Source organism: Tepidimicrobium xylanilyticum (genome assembly GCF_900106765.1).
Classification (GTDB): domain Bacteria; phylum Bacillota; class Clostridia; order Tissierellales; family Tepidimicrobiaceae; genus Tepidimicrobium; species Tepidimicrobium xylanilyticum.
The window spans coordinates 45,019-69,588 of the sequence record NZ_FNNG01000005.1; the positions used below are offsets into that span (position 1 = coordinate 45,019).

22 protein-coding genes, 1 CRISPR repeat array and 1 other annotated feature are annotated in these 24,570 nt (G+C 31.8%); of the genes, 18 read left to right on the plus strand and 4 right to left on the minus strand.

Annotated features, from left to right (window positions below):
- Window position 1: 1 nt before the first annotated feature.
- Complete coding sequence (locus tag BLV68_RS06810) at window positions 2–1,321, minus strand: aminotransferase class V-fold PLP-dependent enzyme (protein WP_093752173.1); 1,320 nt, start codon at window positions 1,319–1,321, stop codon at window positions 2–4.
- 130 nt (window positions 1,322–1,451) lie between these two features.
- On the opposite strand from BLV68_RS06810, the gene BLV68_RS06815 reads away from it, so the two are divergent.
- The 4 genes from BLV68_RS06815 to BLV68_RS06830 all read left to right on the plus strand — a co-directional run bounded on the left by BLV68_RS06815 (window position 1,452) and on the right by BLV68_RS06830 (window position 5,957).
- Entirely contained in the window at window positions 1,452–2,345 is an 894-nt protein-coding gene (locus BLV68_RS06815; protein WP_093752175.1) for a DMT family transporter, read from the plus strand.
- A 35-nt stretch (window positions 2,346–2,380) separates the two neighbouring features.
- Window positions 2,381–3,646, plus strand: a complete 1,266-nt coding sequence (locus BLV68_RS06820; RefSeq protein WP_093752177.1) for an ATP-binding protein — start codon at window positions 2,381–2,383, stop codon at window positions 3,644–3,646.
- Window positions 3,643–4,485, plus strand: a complete 843-nt coding sequence (locus BLV68_RS06825; RefSeq protein WP_093752179.1) for a response regulator — start codon at window positions 3,643–3,645, stop codon at window positions 4,483–4,485. The genes BLV68_RS06820 and BLV68_RS06825 overlap by 4 nt, the downstream gene beginning before the upstream one ends.
- Window positions 4,486–4,571: 86 nt before the next feature.
- Complete coding sequence (locus BLV68_RS06830) at window positions 4,572–5,957, plus strand: alanine/glycine:cation symporter family protein (protein WP_093752181.1); 1,386 nt, start codon at window positions 4,572–4,574, stop codon at window positions 5,955–5,957.
- Between the two features lie 24 nt (window positions 5,958–5,981).
- Here the strand turns inward: BLV68_RS06830 and BLV68_RS06835 are convergent, their stop codons facing one another.
- Window positions 5,982–6,653 carry a hydrolase gene (locus BLV68_RS06835; protein ID WP_093752183.1) on the minus strand — a complete coding sequence of 224 codons (672 nt, stop codon included), beginning with the start codon at window positions 6,651–6,653 and terminating at the stop codon, window positions 5,982–5,984.
- Between the two features lie 181 nt (window positions 6,654–6,834).
- On the opposite strand from BLV68_RS06835, the gene BLV68_RS06840 reads away from it, so the two are divergent.
- From BLV68_RS06840 to BLV68_RS06855, 4 genes are all read left to right on the plus strand, one after another.
- Complete coding sequence (locus BLV68_RS06840) at window positions 6,835–7,536, plus strand: DUF1538 domain-containing protein (RefSeq protein WP_093752185.1); 702 nt, start codon at window positions 6,835–6,837, stop codon at window positions 7,534–7,536.
- Window positions 7,537–7,548: 12 nt separating this feature from the next.
- Window positions 7,549–7,875, plus strand: coding sequence for a P-II family nitrogen regulator (locus BLV68_RS06845; protein ID WP_093752187.1), 327 nt, complete (start codon window positions 7,549–7,551; stop codon window positions 7,873–7,875).
- A gap of 102 nt (window positions 7,876–7,977) precedes the next feature.
- Entirely contained in the window at window positions 7,978–8,391 is a 414-nt protein-coding gene (locus BLV68_RS06850; protein ID WP_093752189.1) for a bacteriohemerythrin, read from the plus strand.
- Window positions 8,392–8,562: 171 nt separating this feature from the next.
- Entirely contained in the window at window positions 8,563–9,051 is a 489-nt protein-coding gene (locus BLV68_RS06855) for an ECF transporter S component (RefSeq protein WP_093752191.1), read from the plus strand.
- A 29-nt stretch (window positions 9,052–9,080) separates the two neighbouring features.
- Here the strand turns inward: BLV68_RS06855 and BLV68_RS06860 are convergent, their stop codons facing one another.
- Window positions 9,081–10,316 (minus strand): aminopeptidase, encoded by a 1,236-nt coding sequence (locus tag BLV68_RS06860; protein ID WP_093752193.1) that lies wholly within the window; start codon window positions 10,314–10,316, stop codon window positions 9,081–9,083.
- 440 nt (window positions 10,317–10,756) lie between these two features.
- Here BLV68_RS06860 and BLV68_RS06865 point away from each other — a divergent pair, with 440 nt between their 5' ends.
- From BLV68_RS06865 to cas2, 8 genes are read left to right on the plus strand one after another with little or no spacing between them, the layout of a single operon-like run.
- A complete protein-coding gene (locus tag BLV68_RS06865; protein ID WP_093752195.1) occupies window positions 10,757–12,688 on the plus strand; it encodes a TIGR02556 family CRISPR-associated protein in 1,932 nt (643 codons plus the stop codon).
- Window positions 12,678–13,619, plus strand: a complete 942-nt coding sequence (gene cas7b / locus BLV68_RS06870) for a type I-B CRISPR-associated protein Cas7/Csh2 (RefSeq protein ID WP_200773688.1) — start codon at window positions 12,678–12,680, stop codon at window positions 13,617–13,619. The genes BLV68_RS06865 and cas7b overlap by 11 nt, the downstream gene beginning before the upstream one ends.
- A 12-nt stretch (window positions 13,620–13,631) precedes the next feature.
- A complete protein-coding gene (gene cas5b / locus BLV68_RS06875; RefSeq protein ID WP_159428642.1) occupies window positions 13,632–14,441 on the plus strand; it encodes a type I-B CRISPR-associated protein Cas5b in 810 nt (269 codons plus the stop codon).
- Window positions 14,419–16,920 carry a CRISPR-associated helicase/endonuclease Cas3 gene (locus BLV68_RS06880; protein WP_093752199.1) on the plus strand — a complete coding sequence of 834 codons (2,502 nt, stop codon included), beginning with the start codon at window positions 14,419–14,421 and terminating at the stop codon, window positions 16,918–16,920. The genes cas5b and BLV68_RS06880 overlap by 23 nt, the downstream gene beginning before the upstream one ends.
- Window positions 16,921–16,936: 16 nt before the next feature.
- Window positions 16,937–17,677: a CRISPR-associated endoribonuclease Cas6 gene (cas6, locus tag BLV68_RS06885; RefSeq protein ID WP_093752201.1), complete on the plus strand. Its 741-nt coding sequence runs from the start codon at window positions 16,937–16,939 to the stop codon at window positions 17,675–17,677.
- Window positions 17,678–17,711: 34 nt separating this feature from the next.
- A complete protein-coding gene (gene cas4 / locus BLV68_RS06890; RefSeq protein ID WP_093752203.1) occupies window positions 17,712–18,212 on the plus strand; it encodes a CRISPR-associated protein Cas4 in 501 nt (166 codons plus the stop codon).
- Between the two features lie 11 nt (window positions 18,213–18,223).
- Window positions 18,224–19,216, plus strand: a complete 993-nt coding sequence (gene cas1b / locus BLV68_RS06895) for a type I-B CRISPR-associated endonuclease Cas1b (protein WP_093752205.1) — start codon at window positions 18,224–18,226, stop codon at window positions 19,214–19,216.
- Between the two features lie 10 nt (window positions 19,217–19,226).
- Window positions 19,227–19,490 carry a CRISPR-associated endonuclease Cas2 gene (gene cas2, locus BLV68_RS06900; protein ID WP_093752445.1) on the plus strand — a complete coding sequence of 88 codons (264 nt, stop codon included), beginning with the start codon at window positions 19,227–19,229 and terminating at the stop codon, window positions 19,488–19,490.
- Window positions 19,491–19,783: 293 nt separating this feature from the next.
- A CRISPR array of direct repeats spans window positions 19,784–20,615; the repeat unit is 30 nt; unit sequence GATTATAGATTACCTATAAGGGATTGAAAC.
- 253 nt (window positions 20,616–20,868) lie between these two features.
- Here cas2 and BLV68_RS06905 read toward each other — a convergent pair.
- Entirely contained in the window at window positions 20,869–21,909 is a 1,041-nt protein-coding gene (locus BLV68_RS06905) for an ornithine cyclodeaminase, nickel-pincer nucleotide-dependent (RefSeq protein WP_093752207.1), read from the minus strand.
- 39 nt (window positions 21,910–21,948) lie between these two features.
- Window positions 21,949–22,165: a binding site (T-box leader), on the minus strand.
- 188 nt (window positions 22,166–22,353) lie between these two features.
- Between BLV68_RS06905 and rlmD the strand changes: the two genes are divergently transcribed.
- A complete protein-coding gene (gene rlmD, locus BLV68_RS06910) occupies window positions 22,354–23,727 on the plus strand; it encodes a 23S rRNA (uracil(1939)-C(5))-methyltransferase RlmD (protein ID WP_093752209.1) in 1,374 nt (457 codons plus the stop codon).
- A gap of 456 nt (window positions 23,728–24,183) precedes the next feature.
- Window positions 24,184–24,564: a GNAT family N-acetyltransferase gene (locus BLV68_RS15960; protein WP_268807621.1), complete on the plus strand. Its 381-nt coding sequence runs from the start codon at window positions 24,184–24,186 to the stop codon at window positions 24,562–24,564.
- Window positions 24,565–24,570: the final 6 nt, after the last annotated feature.

Here is a 24,570-nt window from a genome sequence, read left to right on the forward strand (position 1 = left end):
ACTATTTTGAGTAGAAAGGTGGGTTTCTATACCTATAATCATAATAATCTGTATTGTTTCCAATTTGTCTTAATAATTCTATCAATACATTTACCTCTTGAAAATCATTATATAGACCATAACTAATCCTTACGGTACCAGCTCTATATAGATTTGGGTCCCTTTTATACTTTTCTATATCTTTTTCTGTAACCTTTAGCAGTTTTTGAATGTAGGGCTGAGCACAAAAACATCCATTTCTTACACCAATGCCCCCTTCCAAAGAAAGGATGGCTGCTACCTTTCCGTGGTATAGTCCTTTTACATTAAAGGATATAATAGAAACCTTGTTTTTTACATTTCCATCATCATAGATTACTATATTGGGGACTGTCTTTAGCCTTTCTAATGTGTATTTGGTCAATTTCCTTTCATAATTAGAGATCCTATTCATATCCAATTTTTTTAAGGTTTTAATGCTTTCAATCAAAGCCACTACTCCAAACAGGTTAGGGGTGCCTGCCTCTTCCTTTTCAGGGGGAGAAGTCCATGTTACTTCTTTTGGGGTTACTAAATCTACAGTGCCTCCACCAACTTGATCAGGAATTCCCGATTGAAAGATGTATTTAGGAGCTATTAATACTCCTATTCCAAAGGGGGCATACATCTTGTGGGCGGAGAAGGCTATAAAATCTATATGGGCTGGATCCTCTACGGGTTTCATATCTACTGGGTGGTGAGGTACCAACTGGGCACCATCTACTAGTATTTTGCTGTTATACCTATGGGCTATTTCAGCTATTTTATGTATTGGATTGATATAGCCTGTTACATTTGAAGCACCGGTGACCGTTACTAATTTTACCCTACCCCTATATTTTTTTAAAAGGGACTCTAAATGATCTAAATCTAATCTTCCCCTTTCATCAACTTCTACATAGTCTACCTTATATCTATGTCTCCAAGGCAGGTCGTTAGAATGATGCTCCATATAGGTTGAAAGAACTATTCCATCCTTAATTTCATCTATTAGCCTGTAAGAAAGCTTGTTGATAGCTTCTGTAGTATTTTTAACGAATATTGCTGTATAGAAATTTTTATCTGCTTTTACAAAATCCAATACCATATATCTAGCTCTATCATAGAGTTGGGAAGATATGATAGATTTATATCCTGTCCCCCTGTGAACAGAAGAATAATAGGGGGAAAAACGGTTAATTTCATGTATCACAGAGGAAAAAGGAGGAGTAGTGGCAGCATTATCAAAGTTTATATAAGGAACCTTATTGCCATTAATAACAGGAACCAACGTGTTAACACCATGGACTAAATTTTTATACATAAAATCACCTATGTTTTCAGTAGTAATACATTATATATTTTTTTAGATAAAAAGGTTCCAGTTAGTATTAAAATTGGTTCCAATTATATGGTACAATATAATCATGAAGTTTATTTACAGGAGGCAGTTTATGAAGAATAAATCTAGCATTTATGCAGACATTTCATTATTAATTGTAGCTATTATATGGGGAAGTGGATTTGTAGTTACAAAGAATACATTAAGCCACATTACGCCCTTTTACCTTTTGGTTTTTAGATTTATGATATCTTTTATATTAATGGCATTAGTTTTTTTCAATAAATTTAAGAAAGCGAAACTTGAAGATTGGAAAGCAGGCTTTTTAATTGGTATCTTTTTATTTGGCGGATTTGCCACCCAAACAGTAGGTCTTAACTATACCACTGCTGGAAAGCAAGCTTTCATAACGGGCAGCAATGTGGTGATGGTGCCTTTTATATATTGGGCAATTAGCAAAAAGAAACCCGATATATATGAAACTATAGCGGTGTTCCTCTGCTTTACAGGTATTGGGATACTAAGCTTGGAAGGGGATATTTATAATTTAAGATTTGGTTACGGAGAATTTTTAACGTTTATTTGTGCTATATTATATGCTTTTCATATTGCAACCATAGGCTATTATGCAAAGAAGCATGATCCCATTATTCTATCTATAATACAGATTTTAGTTGCAGGTATATTATCTATAATATTTGCCTTATCATTTGAGCCTAAACCAGTAGAAATAGCCGAGGAAGCCCTAATATCAATATTATACTTGGCGGTATTTAGTACTTTAATAGCATTTTCAGTTCAAAATGTGGCTCAGAAATATACTTCTTCAACTCATACTGCCATAATATTGAGTATGGAAGCTGTATTTGGTGGCATTATGTCTTTAATATTTTTAAAGGAACCTTTTACAATTAAATTTGCTATAGGTTGTATGGCTATTCTAATATCCATTTTAACTACGGAAACAAAATGGAAGTTTCTTAAAAGGGGAACCGAGAAAGGTTAAAGTTCTAGAGGTATAGGTAGGGTTTAGGTGGTCCTATGAAAAAACGAAGAATTATATTATCTGCCTTTATAGTAGGTTTATCATCTCTTTTATACATGGATTTTTATGTTAAGAATTTCAAATTTTCCTTTGCAGCAGTGATATTTCCATTAATTCTATACATGTATGAGGAGTATAATCCGATAAAATTTGGAATTTTATCGGGTTTTTCCTTAGTATTATTTAGAAGCATATTTTATAACATTTTTTATGGACAATTCATAGAAACTTTTATATATTCCATTCCGGAAAACATTTTCTATATAGTATATGGACTATCCTTCTATTTATTTAAAAAAAGTTCTTACCTTATTACCCATAATAAAATGTTTATAATTGCAGCCTTATCTGATACTTTATCAAATATTGTGGAAATTTATATAAGAGTTGGTAAAAATATTTTTACTTTTGATTTCCAAATAATAAGAATCTTATTCTTAGTGGGGATTATAAGAGCTGGTCTTTTATGGCTAATGATATTGGGTTATAAATACTACAAATTAATTTTAGTGAAAGAGGAACACGATAGGAGATATAAAAATTTAATAAAACTAACTTCTCGGTTGAAAACTGAAATTTACTGGATGGAAAAGAATATGATTCATATAGAAAAAGTAATGGCTAACGCCTATGAGTTGTTTTCTAATATAAGAGAAGATAAGAACAGAGAAGATTGGAGTAATGTAGCCCTAGAAATAGCAAAAGATATTCATGAAATAAAAAAGGAATATGAGTTAGTCGTAATGGGAATAGAAGATATAATGGAAAGTAGGTTGGATAATACGGGGATGTACTATTCTGAGCTTTTGGATATTTTAAAGGAGAGTCTTGAAAGAGACATAATAAAGCAGAATAAGGAGATAAAGATTCGATATGAAATGGAGAGAGATTTTTATACTGAAAAACACTATTATTTGATGTCAATTTTAAGAAATATTATAACCAATGCTATAGACGCTATTGAGGATAAAGGGAATATTAACGTATGTCATTTAGTAAAGAACAGTCATCACCAGTTTATAGTTAAAGATGATGGTTGCGGAATTAGCGGGGAAGATTTGCCTCATATATTTTTACCAGGCTATTCTACTAAAATTGATTATAGTACAGGACAGGTTAATAGGGGGTTAGGGCTTACAATAATTGAAAACTTGCTTAAAGTTCATTTTAAGGGACAAATTCAGGTAGAGTCTGAGATTGGCAAGGGAAGTACTTTTAAGATATTTATTCCAGAGAAAGAATTGGAGGGTATTAGGGAATGAAATTTTTTATACTTGATGATGATATAAATGTCATAAGAATATTAAAAAAAATTATCTATGATAAGGATTTGGGTTTAATAGTTGGTGAGGAAAGAGATGGGAGAAAGGGGATAACTAAAATAAGAGCAACTATTCCAGACATTGTATTAATAGACTTACTGATGCCTGGAATAGACGGGTTAAGCGTAGTAAAACAATTGAAAAAGGAATATCCTGATATGGAATTCATAATGATTTCTCGGGTGTCTTTGAAAAACATGGTGGAACAGGCTTATCGATATGGGGTAGAATATTATATTTATAAGCCGATAAATGCAATAGAAGTAGAAATGATAATTAGAAAGGTAATAGAAAGAATTGAAATAAATAGAACCTTTTTAAAGATGCAGCAGATTTTTAACAATAAGCCAAAAGTGGAATCGGCAAAAATTGAAGGAGATTATGAACAATGTATTAATAATGTTTTAATAGATTTAGGAATTATTGGGGAAAAAGGCAGCGAAGAAATAGCCAAGATTGCTAAATATGTAATAAAAAAGAAAGTGAATTTGAATAACATAACTATCAGGGAGCTTTGCAGCCATTTTACAGATAACCCTAAATCTATGGAACAAAGGATAAGAAGAGCTATTAGTATAGCTATGACCAATATTGCCAATCTAGGTCTTGAAGACTATATGAATGATATTTTTGTTAAATATTCTAATAGCCTGTTTAATTTTGAACAGGTACGAAAGGAAATGGAGTATATAAGGGGAAAATCCGATAAGGGAGGTTCTACGAATACTAAAAAGTTTATAATAGGCCTAACATCACTTTGTGAATTTTTAGACAATTAAAAAAATTCTGATAATCTTTTTTAAGTTTTTTGTAGTTTTTTGAAGTCCATATTATATACTTCTAATAAAAAATAGGGGGTATAAATATGGATTTTTTTATGAGAATTAATACCGTGGTTAATGATTTTGTTTGGGGTCCACCTATGTTATTTTTGTTAGTAGGTGTGGGAATTTATTTTACTATTAGGACTAAATTTTTTTCAATTACAAAACTAGGATATGTGCTTAGAAGCACCTTGTTGAAAATGTTTTCCAAAGAAGATAAAGGGGAAGGCGAAGTAACCGCATTTCAGGCAGTATCTACAGCTTTGGCAGCAACAGTAGGTACCGGCAATATTGCTGGTGTTGCCACAGCCATTGCTTCAGGAGGGCCTGGAGCTGTGTTCTGGATGTGGTTAGCTGCCCTATTTGGAATGACAACCAAGTTTGCAGAGGTAGTATTAGCTGTAAAATATAGGAGGAAAACAGAAGATGGACGTTTTATAGGCGGCCCAATGTTATATATCGAAGAGGGACTAGGCTGGAAGTGGCTTGCAGTTCTTTTTGCATTATTTGGTTCTTTAGCGGCTTTTGGTATTGGCAATATGGTTCAATCTAATTCGGTAGCAATTGCTTTAAATACATCCTTTAATGTAAACCCATGGATTACAGGAATTGCATTGGCAGTTTTAACGGGACTAGTTATTATTGGAGGAATTAAGAGAATAGGAGCTTTTACTGAAAAGTTAGTTCCCTTTATGGCTGCAATTTATATAATAGGTGGGTTGTTTATAATATTTGCGAATATTTCTAGTGTTCCCACGGCTTTTAAAGTAATATTTAAGAATGCCTTTACAGGAACGGCTGCAGTAGGTGGGTTTACAGGTGCCACTGTTGCTAGAGCTATAAGATATGGAGTTGCTAGGGGAGTGTTTACTAATGAGGCTGGTCTTGGTAGTGCTCCAATAGCCCACGCTGCAGCAACAACAGATCATCCAGTACGTCAAGGGTTATGGGGAATATTCGAAGTTTTTGTAGATACTATAGTTATGTGTACAATAACTGCCCTTCCAATCGTTATGACTGGATTATGGACTACAGGAATGTCTGGTCCAGAGCTTACAGCTTCAGCTTTTGATGCATCCATTCCTGGTGGCAGATATATAGTTACTATAGGCTTAACATTGTTTGCTTTTTCAACAATACTCGGTTGGGAATATTATGGAGAGAGATGTTTAGAATATCTGGTGGGACCTAAATCCATAATGATCTACAGAATTGTTTATATACCTTTTGTAGTTATAGGAGCAATAGGAGGATTAGAAGCTTTATGGCACTTAGCTGATACGTTAAATGGTTTGATGGCAATACCAAACTTAATAGGATTAGCTGGGTTAAGCGGAATTGTTTTGAAGCTAATAAAGGAATTCTTTGAAACTAAATATGTAGAGGAAAAAGTTAAGGTTAAATCAAAAACTCTACTGGACAAATAATAAAGCCCTGTATTTTGGGCTTTATTATTTGTGGGCTTCTCTATACCTTTGCATAACTTCTGCAAATATATCTGCAGAACATGGTGGAGTATAAGTAATGGAATTAGCTCCCGCATCTATTGTTTTAAGTATGCTTTCTTCCGTAGGGCCTCCAGTGGCGATTATGGGCAATTCCTTTCCGTATTCTTCACGGATTTTCCTTACTATATTAGGTGTATTAGCTCCACCAGAAACATTTAGAATTCGGGCGCCCGCATCTAATTTAGCTTTATAATCGTCATTTTCAGTAACTACAGTAGCAATAATTGGAATGTCAATTCTGTTATACATCTTACTAATGACCTCAGGAGCTGTAGGTGCATTTACTACTACTCCATATGCTCCCAATAGTTCTGCATGCAAAGCTATGTCAACAGACCTTTTACCTGTAGTTAAGCCTCCTCCTACTCCAACGAATACGGGGACAGGTGCTACTTCTAATATAGCTTGAGTAATGGAGAGCTGTGGAGTAAAAGGATAAACAGCAATAATGGAATTTGCATTAGTATTTTTAATAATTGCTACATCTGTGGAGAATAATAAGGATTTGATTCGAGTACCTAATATCTTTATGCCAGTAGCCTTATATATGGCTTGGGGTACTTCTATTATTCTGGACCTTAATTGAGATTTTATTTCTGGAACATATTTTTCCATAGCACACCTCCTTAAAAAATCGCCAAAATAGGCTTCAACTATAGTTACCCTAAAAATTAGAGAGTCAAACTATTATTTGTCCCAGAATTGCTGATAATATAAGTATGGCCTTAAGAGGTTTGAAAAAACCTAGAATTATAGTATAATGTTGTTGTTATCATATAACATAGGAGGAAAAAACATGAAAGGATTTGAAGCATTAAATGCGTTTTGGGAAACTTTTAGAAGTATTTTCCCCTTAACAGCTTTCTTGGTTTTCATTCAATTGGTGGTGATAAGAAAGCCAATAGAAAACGTAAAAGAATTTGTTATAGGGTTTATACTAAGTGTCTTAGGATTACATTTTTTCTTACAAGGTGTTTCTATGAGCTTATTCCCAATAGGGGATTCTGTAGGTAGCAACTTAGTAGTTTTAGAAAGAAAATGGCTAATAATTATTATTGGATTCGTTATAGGATGTTTTGGAACTTTAGTAGAGCCTGCTTTGAAAGCATTGGCTTTAGAAGTTGAAGAAATATCTATAGGTGCTATTCCAAACAAAATATTAATACATGCTGTTGCAATTGGGTTTGGCTCTGGTATGGCAATAGGATTGCTTAGGATTTTAAATGGAATACCTTACTTAAAGGTAGCTATTCCTTTACTTCTACTAGTTATACTGCTTTCTTTCTTTGCTCCAGAGCAATATGTATCTATTGCAATGGACTCTGCTAGTGCTACTACAGGACCGGTGAACATCCCATTAAACATGGCCCTAGCAATCGGATTAGCTAAAGTTATTAAAGGCGCAGATCCACTCCTATCTGGTTTTGGAATAGTTGGGCTAACATCTTTGGGTGCGATAATATCCGTATTAACGCTAGGTATATTGACTAGGATATAGGGAGGGATATTTGTGGATGACGTCAAATGTATTGTTGCTATTGTAGAGAGAGGTAGAGCGGAAAGGATAGTAGATAAGGCGAAGAAAGCAGGCGCTAAAGGTGCTACCATTCTGTATGGAAGAGGTACTGGGGAGACTGAAGCAAAAAGGTTTTTGAACATTCATATAGAGTCGTCTAAAGAAATTATTATCATATTGGCTAGTAAACAAGTATATAAACCGATATTTACTGCTATAGTAGAAGCCGGAGAGTTAAAGAAACCTGGAACAGGTATAGTATTTACACTGGATGTAGAAGAATTAGTTGGATTAAGACATAGAAAGGAATTTGAAGATTAAAAAACCTAGCTAAGCTAGGTTTTTTATTTTATATTAATTTTTTGGTAAAAGTGTGATAAAATTTATTTATTAGTACTTATTAGATTTATAGGAGGTGACCATATGTTTAAATGGAAGGATGAGTTTAGCGTAAATATTGAAGCAATAGATAGGCAGCACCAAGAATTATTTAAAATAGGCAATTCCCTTTATGAAATCATATCAATTAAGGATGGGGTAGACAGATACGATGAAGTAGTTGAAATTTTACATAGATTAATGGATTATGCTAAATACCACTTTGATTTTGAAGAGAAAATGATGGAGGAAAATGGTTATCCTAAATTACAAAACCATAAAAGGCAACACGACTCGTTCATACAGAAGGTTAAATCTATAGATGAAAAGGACATAGATGAAAAGCAGAGGACAATAGGAATGGATTTAATTATATTTATTGCAAATTGGATCGAAAATCACATATTAAAAACTGATATGGAATATAAGGAATTTATGAATGATAAAGGAATATATTAATATTAAATAGAGAAAAAGTATCCAGGCAGGTAAGTTTAATATTTTATCCTGCCTGGATATTTTTAATCTATTGCATAAGTGTAACCAAGGTGTTATTATATAAGTAGATACAATCAAGAACAATCTGCAAAACTGTATCCATACAAAATATAGAGGCTAAGGGGGATTATAATGAAGGATAATCTAAAATTATTGATAAGATATTCCGTGCTTATGGCGTTAACTGTAGTGATGACCATGGTTATACACATTCCTACCATTGGAACTAATGGATATTTAAATTTAGGGGATATGGTTGTATTTTTAGCAGCTTTCGTCTTAGGGAAAAAAGGAGGTTTTATTGTAGGTGGACTTGGTTCAGCATTAGCAGATTTACTTCTAGGATATTCTCATTATGCCCTTATTACGTTAATAGTAAAGGGATTGGAAGGTTATATAGCAGGTGGCCTATTGGAAAGGGAGATAGGAAAGAGAAAACCTATAATTGCTACGTCAGTGGCTGGGATATTTATGGCATTTGGATATTTTGTACCGGAAATATTCTTATACGGTAAAGGAGCTATAGCAACTCTCCCAGGGAATATCATGCAGGGGTTATTGGGTGCTATAACCTCAGTGGTACTATATACAGCTCTAAAAAGGACGAATGCTTTTAATTGAAAATAGGAGGGATTTCCCTCCTATTATATTTAAATAGCCCAGTTTCCATTTTCAAATATCTGAATTTTTTTACCATCACTAGTTTCACCTATGATGGATAAATCCTTTGAACCTACCATAAAATCTACATGTGTTAATGAATCGTTTACCCCTGCTTTTTCCAATTCTTCTTCAGTCATATTTTCTCCACCCTCGATATTGGTTGGATAAGCTTTACCTAAAGCAAAATGGCAGGAAGCATTTTCATCAAATAGAGTATTCAAAAATATAATATTTGCTTGAGATATTGGAGAATTGTAAGGGACTAAGGCTACTTCTCCCAAATGTTTAGCTCCTTCGTCTAAATCCAATAGATCCTTTAATACTTCATAGCCTTTTTCCGCTTCAAACTCTATTACTTTTCCATCCTTGAAGGTCAACTTGAAATTGTCGATTAGATTGCCACCATAATTTAATGGTTTTGTGCTATAAACTACTCCGTTAACTCCAGTTTTTAATGGCATGGTAAATACTTCTTCTGTAGGCATATTGGCAACAAAGTAAACTCCTTTGGAATTTTTCCCACCGCCGCCGCCCCATATATGGCCTTCGGGCAGTTCTACTTCTAAGTCAGTACCATTAGAGGATTTATAATATAGTTTTTTGAATTTCATTTCATTTAAATATTTAACCCTCTTTTCAAGATTATCAAGATGTTCTTGCCAAGCTTTAACAGGATCATCTAAATCCATTCTTGTAGCTTTAAATATTGCATCCCAGAGCTTTTCCATAGCTTCTTCCTCTGAAACATTAGGGAAAACCCTTTTTGCCCAGTCTTTAGTTGGAATAGATACCACACACCAAGCATTAATATCATTCATAATGTACTTTCTATATTCTTTTAATGCCATTGATGAGGATTTGTTATGGGCAGCGATCTTTTTAGGGTCTACTCCCTTAAGCAGTTCTGGGTCTTCAGAATAGATGGAGAGAAATCCTGCTCCATCTTCAGCAAATTCTTCTAAACCGTCAGCATACCATTTAGGGAATTTTTCAAATACTTCCATGGGAGCGTTTTCATATTTTAATCTGGTCAATACTCCATCATTCCAATTAACATGGACCTGTTTTGCCCCAAGCTCGTAAGCACGCTTTGCTACCAGCCTTACAAATTCAACTCCTTCCACTGGAGCGTTAATGACTAAAGGTTGACCTTTTTGAACATTAATGCCTACCTCTACACAAAGCCTTGCGTATTTATCTAGCTTTTCATTAAAACTATTCAAAATATCACCTCACCGCTTTAAATATTATGTACATAAATATAGTTTATATTAAGTGGAAGTTAAAGTAAATAAAAAAAACAAATTAATTTAACATGGATTATAAATTTTGGGAAAAAGAAGGAGATTGTTATTAAATGTAGAAATATCATATTAATAGCAAATTATACAAATTTGGAGGTTAATAATATGTCCAGGGTTTCAAATGCTCTCAGGATGATTTCTTATAGGTAATCTAAATTCTAAATTTCTAGTGAACTAATAAAAGTAAGTTTTAAGTCCTTATAGGTATCCTAACTTTTCAAATAATATCTGGTATAAATTAATAATAAATAAAAAATCGGGAAAATCAAGAAAAATCATTGATAAGTATTCTAGAAAATTCTCTATATATAACATGTATAGAAGAATTACTAAACTAATAATAAAGAGGAGGTGAGATTATGATAGAGGCAATAAAGAAAATCGGAGAGCCACTGGCCAAGTTAAACATTGAAGAACAATCGAATATACTAGTTGAAACAATAAACTACGAGGAAGAAGATAGAATTATAATATTGAATTTAGACATAGATAATAATTCCATTAATATTGATATTAAGCCAATACAGGAAAACACAATGAGAGATTATTATTATATTGGAACTGCTGATGGGCCAGCTTCACCTCAATGGATGTTAACAGGAAATAAACCAGACTACATTATTTCGCAGTCTATACCGTCTTTATTAAGGATAATAGAAGAAGGAGATGTAAAAAACCTTTTAAGACAAGCTTTAGATATATTTTACTTTGATTATGGAGAACAAGACAAAACTAAAGAACGCTATAGGCGTGTTCTGAATGTGGAAAAATTTTTAAATCTTAATGAGATGAAAAAATATTATGATGATTCAAAGAGGGACATTAAAAAAACAGTATCAGCTGTGGCAAAAGCACTATTAGGTTATATATCGAAAGAATATGAAGTTAAGTTAACGAACTTAAAATTGTGGGCTTTAACAATTAATGGAGAAATTATTCAGCAAAAAGAAGAATATAAAAAGCTGGCTTGGCAGCTTAAAGAAGCCCATTTTGAAAAGGCCAAAGAGGGAACGTGCTCTGTTTGTGGATCAAAAACTAAAGTTTCTTCTGACACAGGTAAACTTAAATTAACCTACTATATAACTCAAAAGAAAAACTTTGCTAGTGATTTAAGGAATTTTGATAAAAATTTAAGATTATGCCAACAATGCCACAAGGAATTAATTTTGGGTGAGATTTATACTATTAGAAAGTTAAGGGCTTCCATCGGAAAACTAAGATTTCTTCTAATTCCAGAACTTTTGTTTAGTGATAATTTAAGTGTTGAAGTAAAAAGCTTTGATAATGCGCTTAGAAATGCAAATACTATTATACACTTTGAAGATGCCACGAATATTGAAAGGGAAGCAATAATCAGATTGAGAAAAGAAGATTATGCCAATCAATTTATATTCCATTTTCTATTTTATATGAAGCAACAGCAAGAATTTAGAGTGCTTCAACTTATAAAAGATGTAACTCCTGGTAGAATATATGAGATCAATTTAGCGATATTTGAACAAAATGAGTTTGGTAGAAGATGGTTTAACTGGCCAAATAGTAATGATAGATGGCTGATAACATTTGAACAAATATTTCATCTATTCCCTATTCATCAGGATGAAAGATTTGTTACAGAACATAAAAGGATATTAACTTTATATGATGCTATATTAACTAGGAAAAAGATAGATAAGAATGTTGTAATAGAAAAACTAAATCAACTAGCCAAAGCCTATTACTATGAAAAAACCGATTCTTACCAGCTTTCTAAACCAACAAATAAAGATACTGCAATGATATATGGGATTTTAAAAGGGATGCTTCTAGTACACTATTTAGGAAAATTATCTGTAATTCCAGGAGGTGAGGGTATGGAAACGAATAATTTAATTGTAAGTGAAAATTTAAAAAAATTTATAAAGGAGCTGAGCTATAATGAACAGCAAACCTCTCTTGTGCTGCTTGGTAAATTAATATATGAAGTTGGAAGGACGCAGGAAAGAAATAAACTTACCTCAAAACCTATTTTAGAAAAAATTAATTATCAAGGGATGAGCTTGAGTAAAATACAAAAATTAAGCAATGAAATATTTGAAAAGTTAAAGCAATATAAGCTAATAACAGATGGAAGTAGCAAATATTTTATACAAAATATTTATAGTGATCACAAAATATTACTTGATAAAAATATTAAGAACTGGAAATTAAGCAATCAGGAAAATGTTTTTTATATACTATCAGGATATGCTATTGGAAGTAGACCAATAGATAAAAAAGAGGATAAGGGGGAGGAATTTGATGTTGAATAATAGTGATCTTTTATTCATTTATGACGCTAAACTTACCAACCCAAATGGGGACGCAGATGATGAAAATAAGCCTCGTATGGATTATGAAACATCTACAAATCTTGTAAGTGATGTTCGTTTAAAAAGATATATAAGAGATTATCTTGTGGATAGAGGTTTTGAGGTATTTGTTGCTCAACCAGAGGGGAGGGTAGTTACAGCTACCCAAAGAATAGAGGGTATTTTTGAAAAATTTAATGGCAATGTGAACTTAAATAAATTAACGGATGATCAAATTGGGTGGTTACTCAATCAACTTATTGACGTGAGACTGTTTGGTGCTACTATGCCAATAAAAAGTGCTGATAGTAAAGGAAGCTCAATAACCTTTACAGGACCTGTTCAATTTTCTTGGGGATACTCTTTAAATCCTGCTATCTTAGTTGAGTCTAATACTATTACATCAAGATTTAGTTCAGAAGCAGATAAGGCTACGACCATGGGGAAAGATTATAGATTATACTATTCTTTGATAGCTTTCTCTGGAGTAATTAGCGGCAATAGGGCTAAACATACAAAAATGAATGAGAATGATTTAAATGTATTGGAAGAGGCCTTAATTAAAGCAATTCCTCTTATGGCAACAAGAAGTAAGATTGGACAATATCCAAGATTATACCTAAGGATAGAATACAATTCAAATGAATTTCTAATAGGAGATCTAAGGGATTATATACCAAGAATTAAAAATGTAAATGTGCGCAATATTACTGAATACATACTAGATTTAGAACAATTGAAAACAGTATTGGAAAGACATATAGATAGGATAAATAGCATAAGTTATTGGCATCATGATCAATTACAGATAAAGACAGGTTTAGGAAGTGGAACTTTAGAAAATATTATGGGGGACAAATTATCTTCTAAGCTAAAGAAGTTGCCTCTGTAGGAGGTGCTGATTTTGAGCAAATCAAGTATACTCATATGCGATTTAGAAGGAACATTTGCACATTTTAGGAAATACTATACTAACTCATCTTCCCTTTCATATGCCTTTCCTCCACCAACAGCAATTGCTGGATTAATTGCTGGGATTTTAGGATTAGAAAGGGATAGTTATTATGACATGTTTTCTAGCAAAAATTTCTATAATGCAGTAGAGATATTAACGCCAGTTCGAAAACTAATTCAAACAGTAAATTACATCTATGTTATATCCCCAAGTGATGTAAATAAGGTTAAGGGTTCTACCCAAGTTCCATTTGAAATAGTTGTTAGCAAATATTCTAATAAGGAAAAGTATAGCAAGTTAAAATATAGGCTATATCTTACTCATAAAGATAAGGCTAAATATAAGGAAATAAAAAATAGATTGATTAATGAAAAATTTGTATATCCGCCTTATCTTGGAGTATCTGAATGTTTGGGTAAACTAAAGTTTGTTGGTGAAGTAAATGGAGATGATGTAGCAATTATACCTTGTGGGGAAAAAACCAAAGTTGATACTGTATGCAGCATTGACAGTATAAAGAAGAATTCTTTAGAGTTAAGGTTGGATTCGGGGTTAAGGTATGTAAAAGAGATAATGCCAGTTGAGTTTGATAGTGGGAGATATCTAACATTGTCTAAATCCTATTTATACGAACAAGAGGGAAACGGAATCTATGCAGCTTTTAATGTGCCAGTATTAAGCATCCAAATAAAAGATCAAACAAAAAACATAGTATGGCTTCAGGAGGTATCATCAGATGACTACTTATTCTCATGTTAAAAAAGATGATTTTGGCAATATAATTTACCAGAAGGAACTTAAACAGCATTTGAGAGAAGTAGCGGAAGGGGGTGGCATTTGTCCTCCCCTTCCAAATAAAAGTGACGATTTTTGGCTTAAAAATACTAGTAGGATTGTTGGGTATTGCCATGATTTTGGGAAATATACATCATATTTTCAGGAGTATTTGTTAGAAGATAAAAGACAGCCTCCATATCATTACCACTCGTATATCTCATCTATTTGGACCTATTATATATTAGAAAAAGAAAAAGCAAATATTTTAAATAATACTTCTATAATCTCTGACTGGGCCAAATATAGTTCTCTTCTTGGTCATCTTGCAGTGTTCTTCCATCACGATGAATTAGGTTCACTGGATGTTGTAATAAGTGAAGATATTTTTGATGAATTTTTAAAAGTTACCTTTAGTACTACTGATTGGTTAGATAAAATAAAAATGGTTGAAGTGCAGTCAAAAAACATATTAAATATTAAAGATGAAATTAATGCATATTATACCGAAGTATTAGGTTATGAAGTAGATATAAAAGACTTTTGTAATAATGTTGAAGATATAATAACAAGCTTAAGTAGACTGAAAGATGAATTTATTAATGAAGAAAGTAATGTTAGATTAAAATGTTGCCTTTTTTTACAGTTGCTATTTTCGATATTAGTAGATGCAGACAAGCGTAGTGCAGCAAATATAAATTTTATTGAAAGAAAAGAGATATCAGAAGATATTGTAGAAAAATATGTAAATACCAATTTTACAGATGAATTAGTAACTTTACTTGATTATATAAGAAAGGATTTCTTTAAAATAGCCAATGAAAAAATAGATGATTTTGATATAAACCAAAGAATATATACCATAACTTCTCCTACTGGTTCAGGCAAGACCTTAACATCCTTATCAGTTGCTTTAAAAATGCGAAAAAAAATAAAAAGATACAAAAATTATACTCCAAGAATTATATACAGTTTACCTTATACAAGTATAATAGATCAAAATTATCAAGTATATGAGGACGTACTTATGCAGTTAGATGACTTTAAAATGTCTCAAAGTGCTTATTTGCTAAAACATCACCATTTATCAGAAATTAAATATAAGGACGGAGGAATAGATAAACCTATTGACGAGTCTGTACTTTTAACAGAGAGTTGGGAGTCGGAAATTATTGTGACAACTTTTTATCAGCTATTGCATACAATTATAGGATTTAAAAATCAGTACTTAAAGAAATACCGCCAAATTGTAGGCAGTATTATAATCCTTGATGAAGTGCAAAATGTTCCAGGCGAGTATTGGCTTTTAGTAGAAGAAGTTTTTACTAGAATTAGTGAATATTTTGGCTGTTATATTATATTATTAACTGCTACTAAACCGTTAATTTTCACAAAGAATCAGGCACAAGAATGGATGCCAGAGGAAAAAATTAAAGAATACTACACGAAATTAAATCGCACAGAAATTGTAAGGCATTATCCTAATAATGAAAATGGTATCTATTTTTCTATGGATGAATGGATGAGCTGGTTTAGGTCTATTTATGATGAAAGAAAGTCATATATGCTGCTATTTAATACCATAGATGCTTCCATAAAAATATACAATAAAATATTAGAAGATGAAACTTTTGATGGTGTTGAAAAATTCTACTTATCAACTAATATTACCCCTTTTGAGAGGTTAGAACGTATTAATAGAGTAGATAAGCTGCTAAAAAAGAAGGAGCCAGTTATTTTAGTCACTACCCAAGTAGTAGAAGCAGGAGTAGATTTAGATTTTGATGAAATTGTTAGAGATCTGGCCCCTATAGACAGTATTGTACAAGCTGCAGGAAGGGGTAATAGAAAAGGTGAAAAAGAAGCAGCAACTGTACACATAACTCCCATAATTAGAGGAAAAATAAGTGATTGTACACTAGTATATGGAAACATACATACTAATATTGCAAAGGAAATGGTTACAGGTACTATGGAAGAAAAGGACTATTACAATTGGATTGAGAATTATTTTGAAGAAAAATATAAATCCATTAACAAAGATATATCTAAGAAATTATTAGATGCCTTTAAAAAAATGTTGTTTCATAGTGAAAATAAAGAAAATAATCAAATGTATATATCAGATTTTCGCTTAGTTAAGCAAAGACCTGATATGTGTGAAGTATTTATAGAACTTGATATAGAAGATCAGCAGGGTATGACAGCAACAGATTATTGGAATATTTACATTGAAAAGGTTGTCCAAGAAAAAGATTTTATCAAGAGAAAGGAAGCTTTTAATAAAATTAGGAGAAATTTCTTATCTTATGTTATTTCGGTACCAATTATGAGAGCTATTAGTTTAAATCCCAATCCACAAGGAAAGATTATTAAGCCAGAGCAATCTTTGGAATATTATTATTTAAAAGATAGTACAGGTTTTATTAGGAAAATTGAAGATACAGATACTTGGTTAATATAGTCATGGAGGAATATACATGTATTTAAAAATAACATTTTCATCAATAAATGGACAAAAAATTAGACTTCCATTGCAATATAATTACTATGTTCAAAGTATGATTTATAAATTATTAAAAGAAAAAATGGCAGACTTTTTACATGAAAAAGGTTTTGAACTAGGAAAGAGACAATTTAAGATGTTTTGTTTTTCTCCTCTTATTGGAAATTATAAAATATTAAAGGAAACAAAAGAAATTGAATTTAATGACCAAATTGATTTATATATATCATCTCCGATGATTGAATTTTTGGCACAATTAAGCAATTCTCTGTTGTTAGATGACTACGTCATTTTAAGTAGCGAAAGGCTTATGGTGAAAAACTTAGAGATAAAAAAAGAATCGGTGAAAGGTGATAAAGTAATGGTACTTGCCTTATCACCAGTAACAGTTTATAGCACCTTATATAGACCAGAAGGGAGAAAATATACTTGTTATTATGCTCCAAACGATAAGGAGTTTACTAGGCTTATTTCAGAAAATATAATAAAAAAATATATGGCATATTATGAAAAAGAACCAGTTAATAAGGAATTTACTATTAAACCAATAGGTAATAGTAGGCTACATGTTCTAACCTATAAAGGAACATTAATAAAAGGATATTCGGGAAAATTTATTTTGCAAGGGGATCAAAGTTTGATTGAGCTTGCTTTATCTTCGGGATTAGGCAATAAGAACTCTCAAGGATTTGGTTTTATAAAGTTATTAGATTAACAAACATATGTGTACTTGTATGGTGGTGAAATGAATGGAAGAAATAAGGGTTACTGGTACAATGATTTGGTACTACTATATATGCAAGCGGGAAGTATGGCTGCTGGCACATGGAATAGAAGCAGATCAAGAGAATCCATTTATAGATATTGGAAGATTTCTCCAAGAAAGCACATACAGAAGAGAAAAGAAGGAAATATCTTTGGAAAATATTAAGATAGACATTATTAAGAGAAAGGATGGACAAGTAGTAATAGGAGAAGTAAAAAAGAGTTCTAAATTTAAAGAAAGTGCAAGAATGCAGCTAGCTTATTACTTGTATGAACTTGAGAAGAGAGGGATTATTGCGTCTGGCTACTTGATGTTTCCTAAAGAGAGAAGGAGAGAAGAAATAATATTAACAGATTCATTAAAAAGAGAACTAGATGCTGTATCGGAGGCCATAAAAAGAATTATTAATAGTGATAAACCAGAACCTATTTATAAAAATACCTATTGTACAAACTGCGGGTACAATGAGTTTTGTTGGGCTTAAAGGAGGATAAAATGAAAAAGAACATATATATTTTTACTGATGGTTCTTTAAGGAGAAAAGATAATACAGTGGCTTTTGAGAGTGAATTAGGAAGGAAAATATTACCCATTGAAGATATTAGTGAGATTTTTATATTCGGGCAAGTAGATTTAAATAAGGCTTTTTTAGATTACATGTCTCAGAAGGAAATTATATTACATTTCTTTAATTACTATGGATATTACACTGGTTCTTTTTACCCGAGAGAACATTTGAATTCTGGATATATGATACTTAAACAAGCTGAACATTATTTGGATGAGAGGAAGAGATTAGACATTGCATTGAGAATTGTAGAGGGTGCGAGTAAGAATATATTGAGTATAATAAAGTATTATATGGCAAGAGGCAAAGAACTGGACCAAATAAATGATAGAATTAATATTCTAATTGATAGGTTAAAAGAATGTAAAACAACTAATGAGATAATGGCGATTGAAGGGAATATACGTGAAACATACTACGAAGCCTTTGATATAGTAATTGATAATAAGGATTTTAGGTTTGTTCAAAGAACAAAAAGACCTCCAAAAAATCATTTAAATGCATTGATTAGTTTTGGTAATTCAATGTTATATACTTTAGTATTATCCGAAATTTACAAAACCCATCTTGATCCACGTATTGGCTTTTTACATACAACAAATTTTAGAAGATTTACTTTAAATCTAGATATAGCGGAAATTTTTAAACCTATTATAGTGGATAGGATTATATTTACATTATTGAATAAAAAAATCATACAAAAAGACGACTTTGAAAAAGATTTAGATGGAATTATGCTTAAAGAAAATGCTAAGAAACGATTTGTAGAAGAGTTTGATAAAAGATTAACTACCACAATAATGCATAGAAAGTTAGGTAGACATGTATCTTACAGAAGGTTGATTAGAATGGAGTTGTACAAGCTGGAAAAACACTTAATAGGAGAAGAGGAATATTTACCTTTTGTTTCTAAATGGTGAGGGATGCATTATGTTTGTAATATTGGTATATGATGTTGGGCAGAAACGTGTGGCAAAAGCTTTAAAAACATGTAGAAAATATTTATATTGGGTTCAAAACTCAGTATTTGAAGGAGATATTACTGAGGCAAATTTAATGAAGCTTAAAATAGAGCTACTTAATGTAATAGATACGGATAAAGATTCTGTGGTTATATATAAATTCAGAAGTACTAAGTACTCAGCTATTGAAACATTTGGAATTAAGAAAGGTGGAGAAGAGAATATATTATAATACATTTTAAAATTAGATATACTTGTTATTAAGATTGAGTCACTTTATAATTATATTGGATAATTCTCATAATTTTGCTGCAACATTATGAGAAATAATTGAAAAATAAGTTATTTTATGTAACAATATATATAACCAGATAATGTCGTCGACCTCCAGTAGTGCAAAAAACCCTGGAGATCGACGACAGAGCTAATGATATAAAATCGCTGATTTTAGGCGTTTGTAATTTTTTAACATTTCATTATACGAAGTTTCAAAAAAGAAATGGCTATATATAGCCATTTTAATGGGATTATAGATTACCTATAAGGGATTGAAATCTCAAGGAATCTAAGGAAAGATTTTTTTTCCTTGATTGATTATAGATTACCTATAAGGGATTGAAACATAGCAGTAGTAAATCAATATAAAAATGAAAATGTAAGATTATAGATTACCTATAAGGGATTGAAACCTTTTACACAAACTGGGCTTGGAGAAAAAAGAGAAAAGATTATAGATTACCTATAAGGGATTGAAACTCAGAAAACCATAGTAGTGAAAACAACTGAAAATGAGATTATAGATTACCTATAAGGGATTGAAACTATTCCAAACAGGTAAAATTCCTTCTTCAAGTGACAGGATTATAGATTACCTATAAGGGATTGAAACGTAACAGTCCATCCCATAGCAAATGGTTTAGGCTCGGATTATAGATTACCTATAAGGGATTGAAACTCTAAAATATTCCCTAACCATGTAGGTATATCTAATACGATTATAGATTACCTATAAGGGATTGAAACAAGAAACTAAAACTGTTTCATCAATTAGGAAGGTTTCGATTATAGATTACCTATAAGGGATTGAAACTAGCACTAAAAACAACGAGGTAAGCGAAGTATATTCGATTATAGATTACCTATAAGGGATTGAAACAGAATCCAGGCGAATCCGGGAACAAAAAGGCTAGAAGATTATAGATTACCTATAAGGGATTGAAACTCGTCATTATCTACTATTTCTATTGACATAGCATTTGTGATTATAGATTACCTATAAGGAATTGAAACATTAATGAGGCAGAAACACTTATTAATGACGGTAAAGGATTATAGATTACCTATAAGGAATTAATAGACGAGTAGCTATTTTTTTATTTATAGTCTTTTCTAAATATCATATTGTCTATAATAATACCTATACAAAGTTTAGTACCTATCCATAAATCGAATACAAAGAAATTTAAAATTCTTCATATGCAGAATAGGTTTTGAGTATATATAAGTAAGAATGAATAAAGGTGGGAGCGGTTTGATCAAAATCTATTTTGCAAGGGACAAATGATTAAAAAATGATAAGAGGGGAGGTTCCCCTCTTAATTATTGTCCAATTAAGTGGCTATTCTAGTCCCTAAATTGTTTTTCAAGTTGTTTTTTAATTTTTCTATTTCAGTTACCAACAGATTTAAGAATAACCCTACATCTGTTACTATTCCTATAGCTTGGCTACTTCCTCTGTCACTTAGTTTTGTAACTACAGCAGAGTTAATATCTACACAGATCATTTTAGTTCTAGCAGGCAACATATTGCCGCTGGCAATTCCATGCAACATAGTACCAAGTACCAAAACTATTTCTGCTCTTTGTAAATGTTCATTATAGGCGTCTTGTGCTTTTATTATATCTGTTATTGTATCTGGTAGAGGTCCATCATCCCTTAAGCTACCTGCTAATACGAAGGGAATATTATTTTTAATGCATTCATACATAATTCCTGAATGTAAGGCCTTAGCTTCAACAGCTTTTTTGATAGAACCATATTTCATAATATGGTTTATAGCGCGCATATGGTTTCTATATCCATTATGCGTTACCTTTCCAGTTTTAGCACATACTCCCAAGGAAGTGCCATAAAGGTTTTTTTCTATATCGTGGACTGCAAGGGCATTTCCTGTCAACAAACTGGCAACATAGTTTTTGTGGATTAATTCTGAAAGATAGTAATCACCACCAGTATGAACTACAACAGGTCCTGCCACTATGGTCAGTTTCCTATTTTTATAGAACAAATCGTATGCTAAATTTTTTATAAGCATGTCATTTCTTCTTTCGGATGAAACATAATTGCTCATAAAGCTAAAGGAATTCTCCGTTTGTTCATCATCATTTTCGTTAATTACTTTTACACCAGTATCACCACATACTACCATATCGCCTCTTTTTATATCTCTTAATTTTTTGCATACTGCACCATGTTCATCAACTACTATCAATGCATCCATTCTCTGGTTCTTAACCTTTATCCATTGGTTATTATGATAGATAAAAGTAGTATGATTAGTTGTAGAATAAAAGTCGTCTGGTACATGTTTATCCATAGTAGCCTTTTTTAGCACCACATTTTCATTTATATCAATTTTATTTATAGTCAATTTTAAAACCCCTTTCTAAATATAAAAAAACCTTCATCCCTATGGGACGAAGGTAATTCGCGGTACCACCCAAATTGATTAAATAGAAATACTACTTAATCCTCTCAAAGCCTGTAACGTTGGCCAACGGACAAACTTAATCGCTTGCAGCTTAGAGGGTGGGTTCGAATGAAATAATCTTAGAAGACCTTTCAGTCGATGGGTCTTCCTCCCTTTAAGAATCTTTCAATCTACTGACCCTCTTCATAGCCTAAATATATATTTAAGGCTTATTATATGCAATAACATATTGGTTGTCAAGTATGTTTTTTAAATTATTGTTTAAAAAATGCCTTAATTGTAAAACTAAATTAGACCTTTTTAATTTTTGAGTCAGTTTAGATTATATTTCAGTCTTATTTTTATCTAAATATTGGTATAATAATTGGGAAGGAGTTGATATACATGGCAAGGAAGAAGAAAATTGTTGAAATTGAAATAGTAGACAATATGTTTCCGAATAAATCGATAGGTGAACATGAAGGTGAAACAGTCATATTTAAAGGAGGTATCAAAGGACAAAAGGTTAAGGTTCTTTTAAATAGAAGAAGAAAAGACTATATTGAAGGAAAATTATTAGAAGTATTAGAACGATCCCCCTTAGAAAAGAATTTATCCTGTTCTTATGATGAGGATTGTGGAGGTTGTACTTATCAAACTTTATTATATGAAGATGAGCTGAATTTAAAGAAGGAACTGGTATTAGATTTGTTTAAAAGAGAGGGAATCGAAGTTTCAAATTTTTTGGGGATTGAAAAAAGCCCTAGAGTAGAAGGCTATAGAAATAAAATGGAATATACATTTGGAGATGAAGTAAAAGGGGGCCCTTTGGTATTAGGTCTTCATAGAAAAGGAAGATTCTATGAAATTATAGATACTGATGGATGTAATATTGCAGATAAAGATTTTGCTATAATAAGAGGAAGGGTTATGGAATATTTTAGGCAATTAAACACAGCTTTTTATAATAAAAAGACCCATAAGGGAGTATTAAGACATTTAGTCATTAGAAAAGCCTTATCCACAGGAGAAATATTGATTAATTTAATAACTACGAGCCAAGGAGAAGTGGATTTAGAGGATTTTACTAAGGAATTATTAAATCTTCATGGTTTAGAGGGAAAGATTGCAAGCATATTCTATACTATTAACGATGGTTTAGCCGATATAGTAAAAGCTGATAAGATCGATTTTGTTTATGGTAAGGAATATATTGTAGAAGAAATACTTGGTCTAAAATTTAAAATATCTCCCTTTTCATTTTTCCAAACTAATACCTTTGGTGCCGAAAAACTATATTCCATAGTAAGGGATTTTGTTGGAGATGAGAAGAATAATATTGTTTTTGACCTATATTCAGGAACAGGCACCATTGCCCAAATACTTGCTCCCATTTGTAAAAAGGTTATAGGAATTGAAATAGTAGAAGAAGCAGTAGAAATGGCAGAAGAAAACACCAAGTTAAATGATCTTAAAAATGTTGAGTTCATTGCAGGGGATGTATTAAAAGAGGTGGATAAAATAAGGGAAAGACCAGATTTGATAATAATCGATCCTCCAAGAGATGGCATCCATCCCAAAGCTATTAATAAGATAATCGATTTTAATCCTGAAAGATTCATATATGTATCTTGTAATCCAGTAACTTTAGCTAGAGACTTAAAAACATTTATAAATAGGGGATATAAGGTAGAAAAAATGAAATTAATGGATATGTTCCCTAGAACTCCTCATACAGAGGTAGTGTGTTTGATAGAGAAATGTTGTGTCCTAATATAATAAACTCTTGCTCTTTTAAATAATCTCTTGTTTCCATTAAAATAAACATTTGCTTCCTCCCAAAATTCTCCCCTATTTTCTCCAGAAATATAGGAGGTAGGATTAAGGAAAAAGGAAAGGAAGGACAATAATAAAAAGTAAAAATTAAGAAATAAAACAAGGATAAAAGGTTGAAATTATGAGGAAAACTCTCCAATAATTCAATCATTTTATCCTTCTTTTTTCCAACAAACCTTATCCCTTTCCCCTACTCCTTAACCCTGCTTCTATCAAATCTTTATTCAAATTTTAATATAGTTTTGCTTCAAACTTGTGGAATAAACTGGGAAAATCAAGAGAGAAAAGCAAGACTTTATTAAATTTGGAACCAAGTTATGCGGGTTTGAGGGGGGTGAAAAAGCAAAAGTTTATTATAAAGGAACATATATATTAAAAGCACTGCCTGATTGGTTCGGAATACCTGAAAATACAGAAGAGTATATTAATAGAAGTACTAATCTACCTTTTTTTGCAGCTATGGATAAATCAAGGCCCTTAGGTTTCATTTCATTAAAGGAAAACAATCAATATACTGCTGAAATATATGTGATGGGGATATTACCCGATTACCATAGACAGGGAGTTGGTAGAGCTTTATTTAATAGTGCTTTAAGTTGGGCTAAAGAAAAGGGGTATGAATTTTTGCAGGTAAAGACTCTTGATGAATCCCATCCTGACATTTATTATGCAAGAACAAGAAAATTCTATTTCTCTATGGGATTTAGACCATTAGAGTGTTTTCCAGAGTTATGGGGAAAAGAAAATCCCTGCTTGATAATGGTTCAATATATTAAATGATAAAAA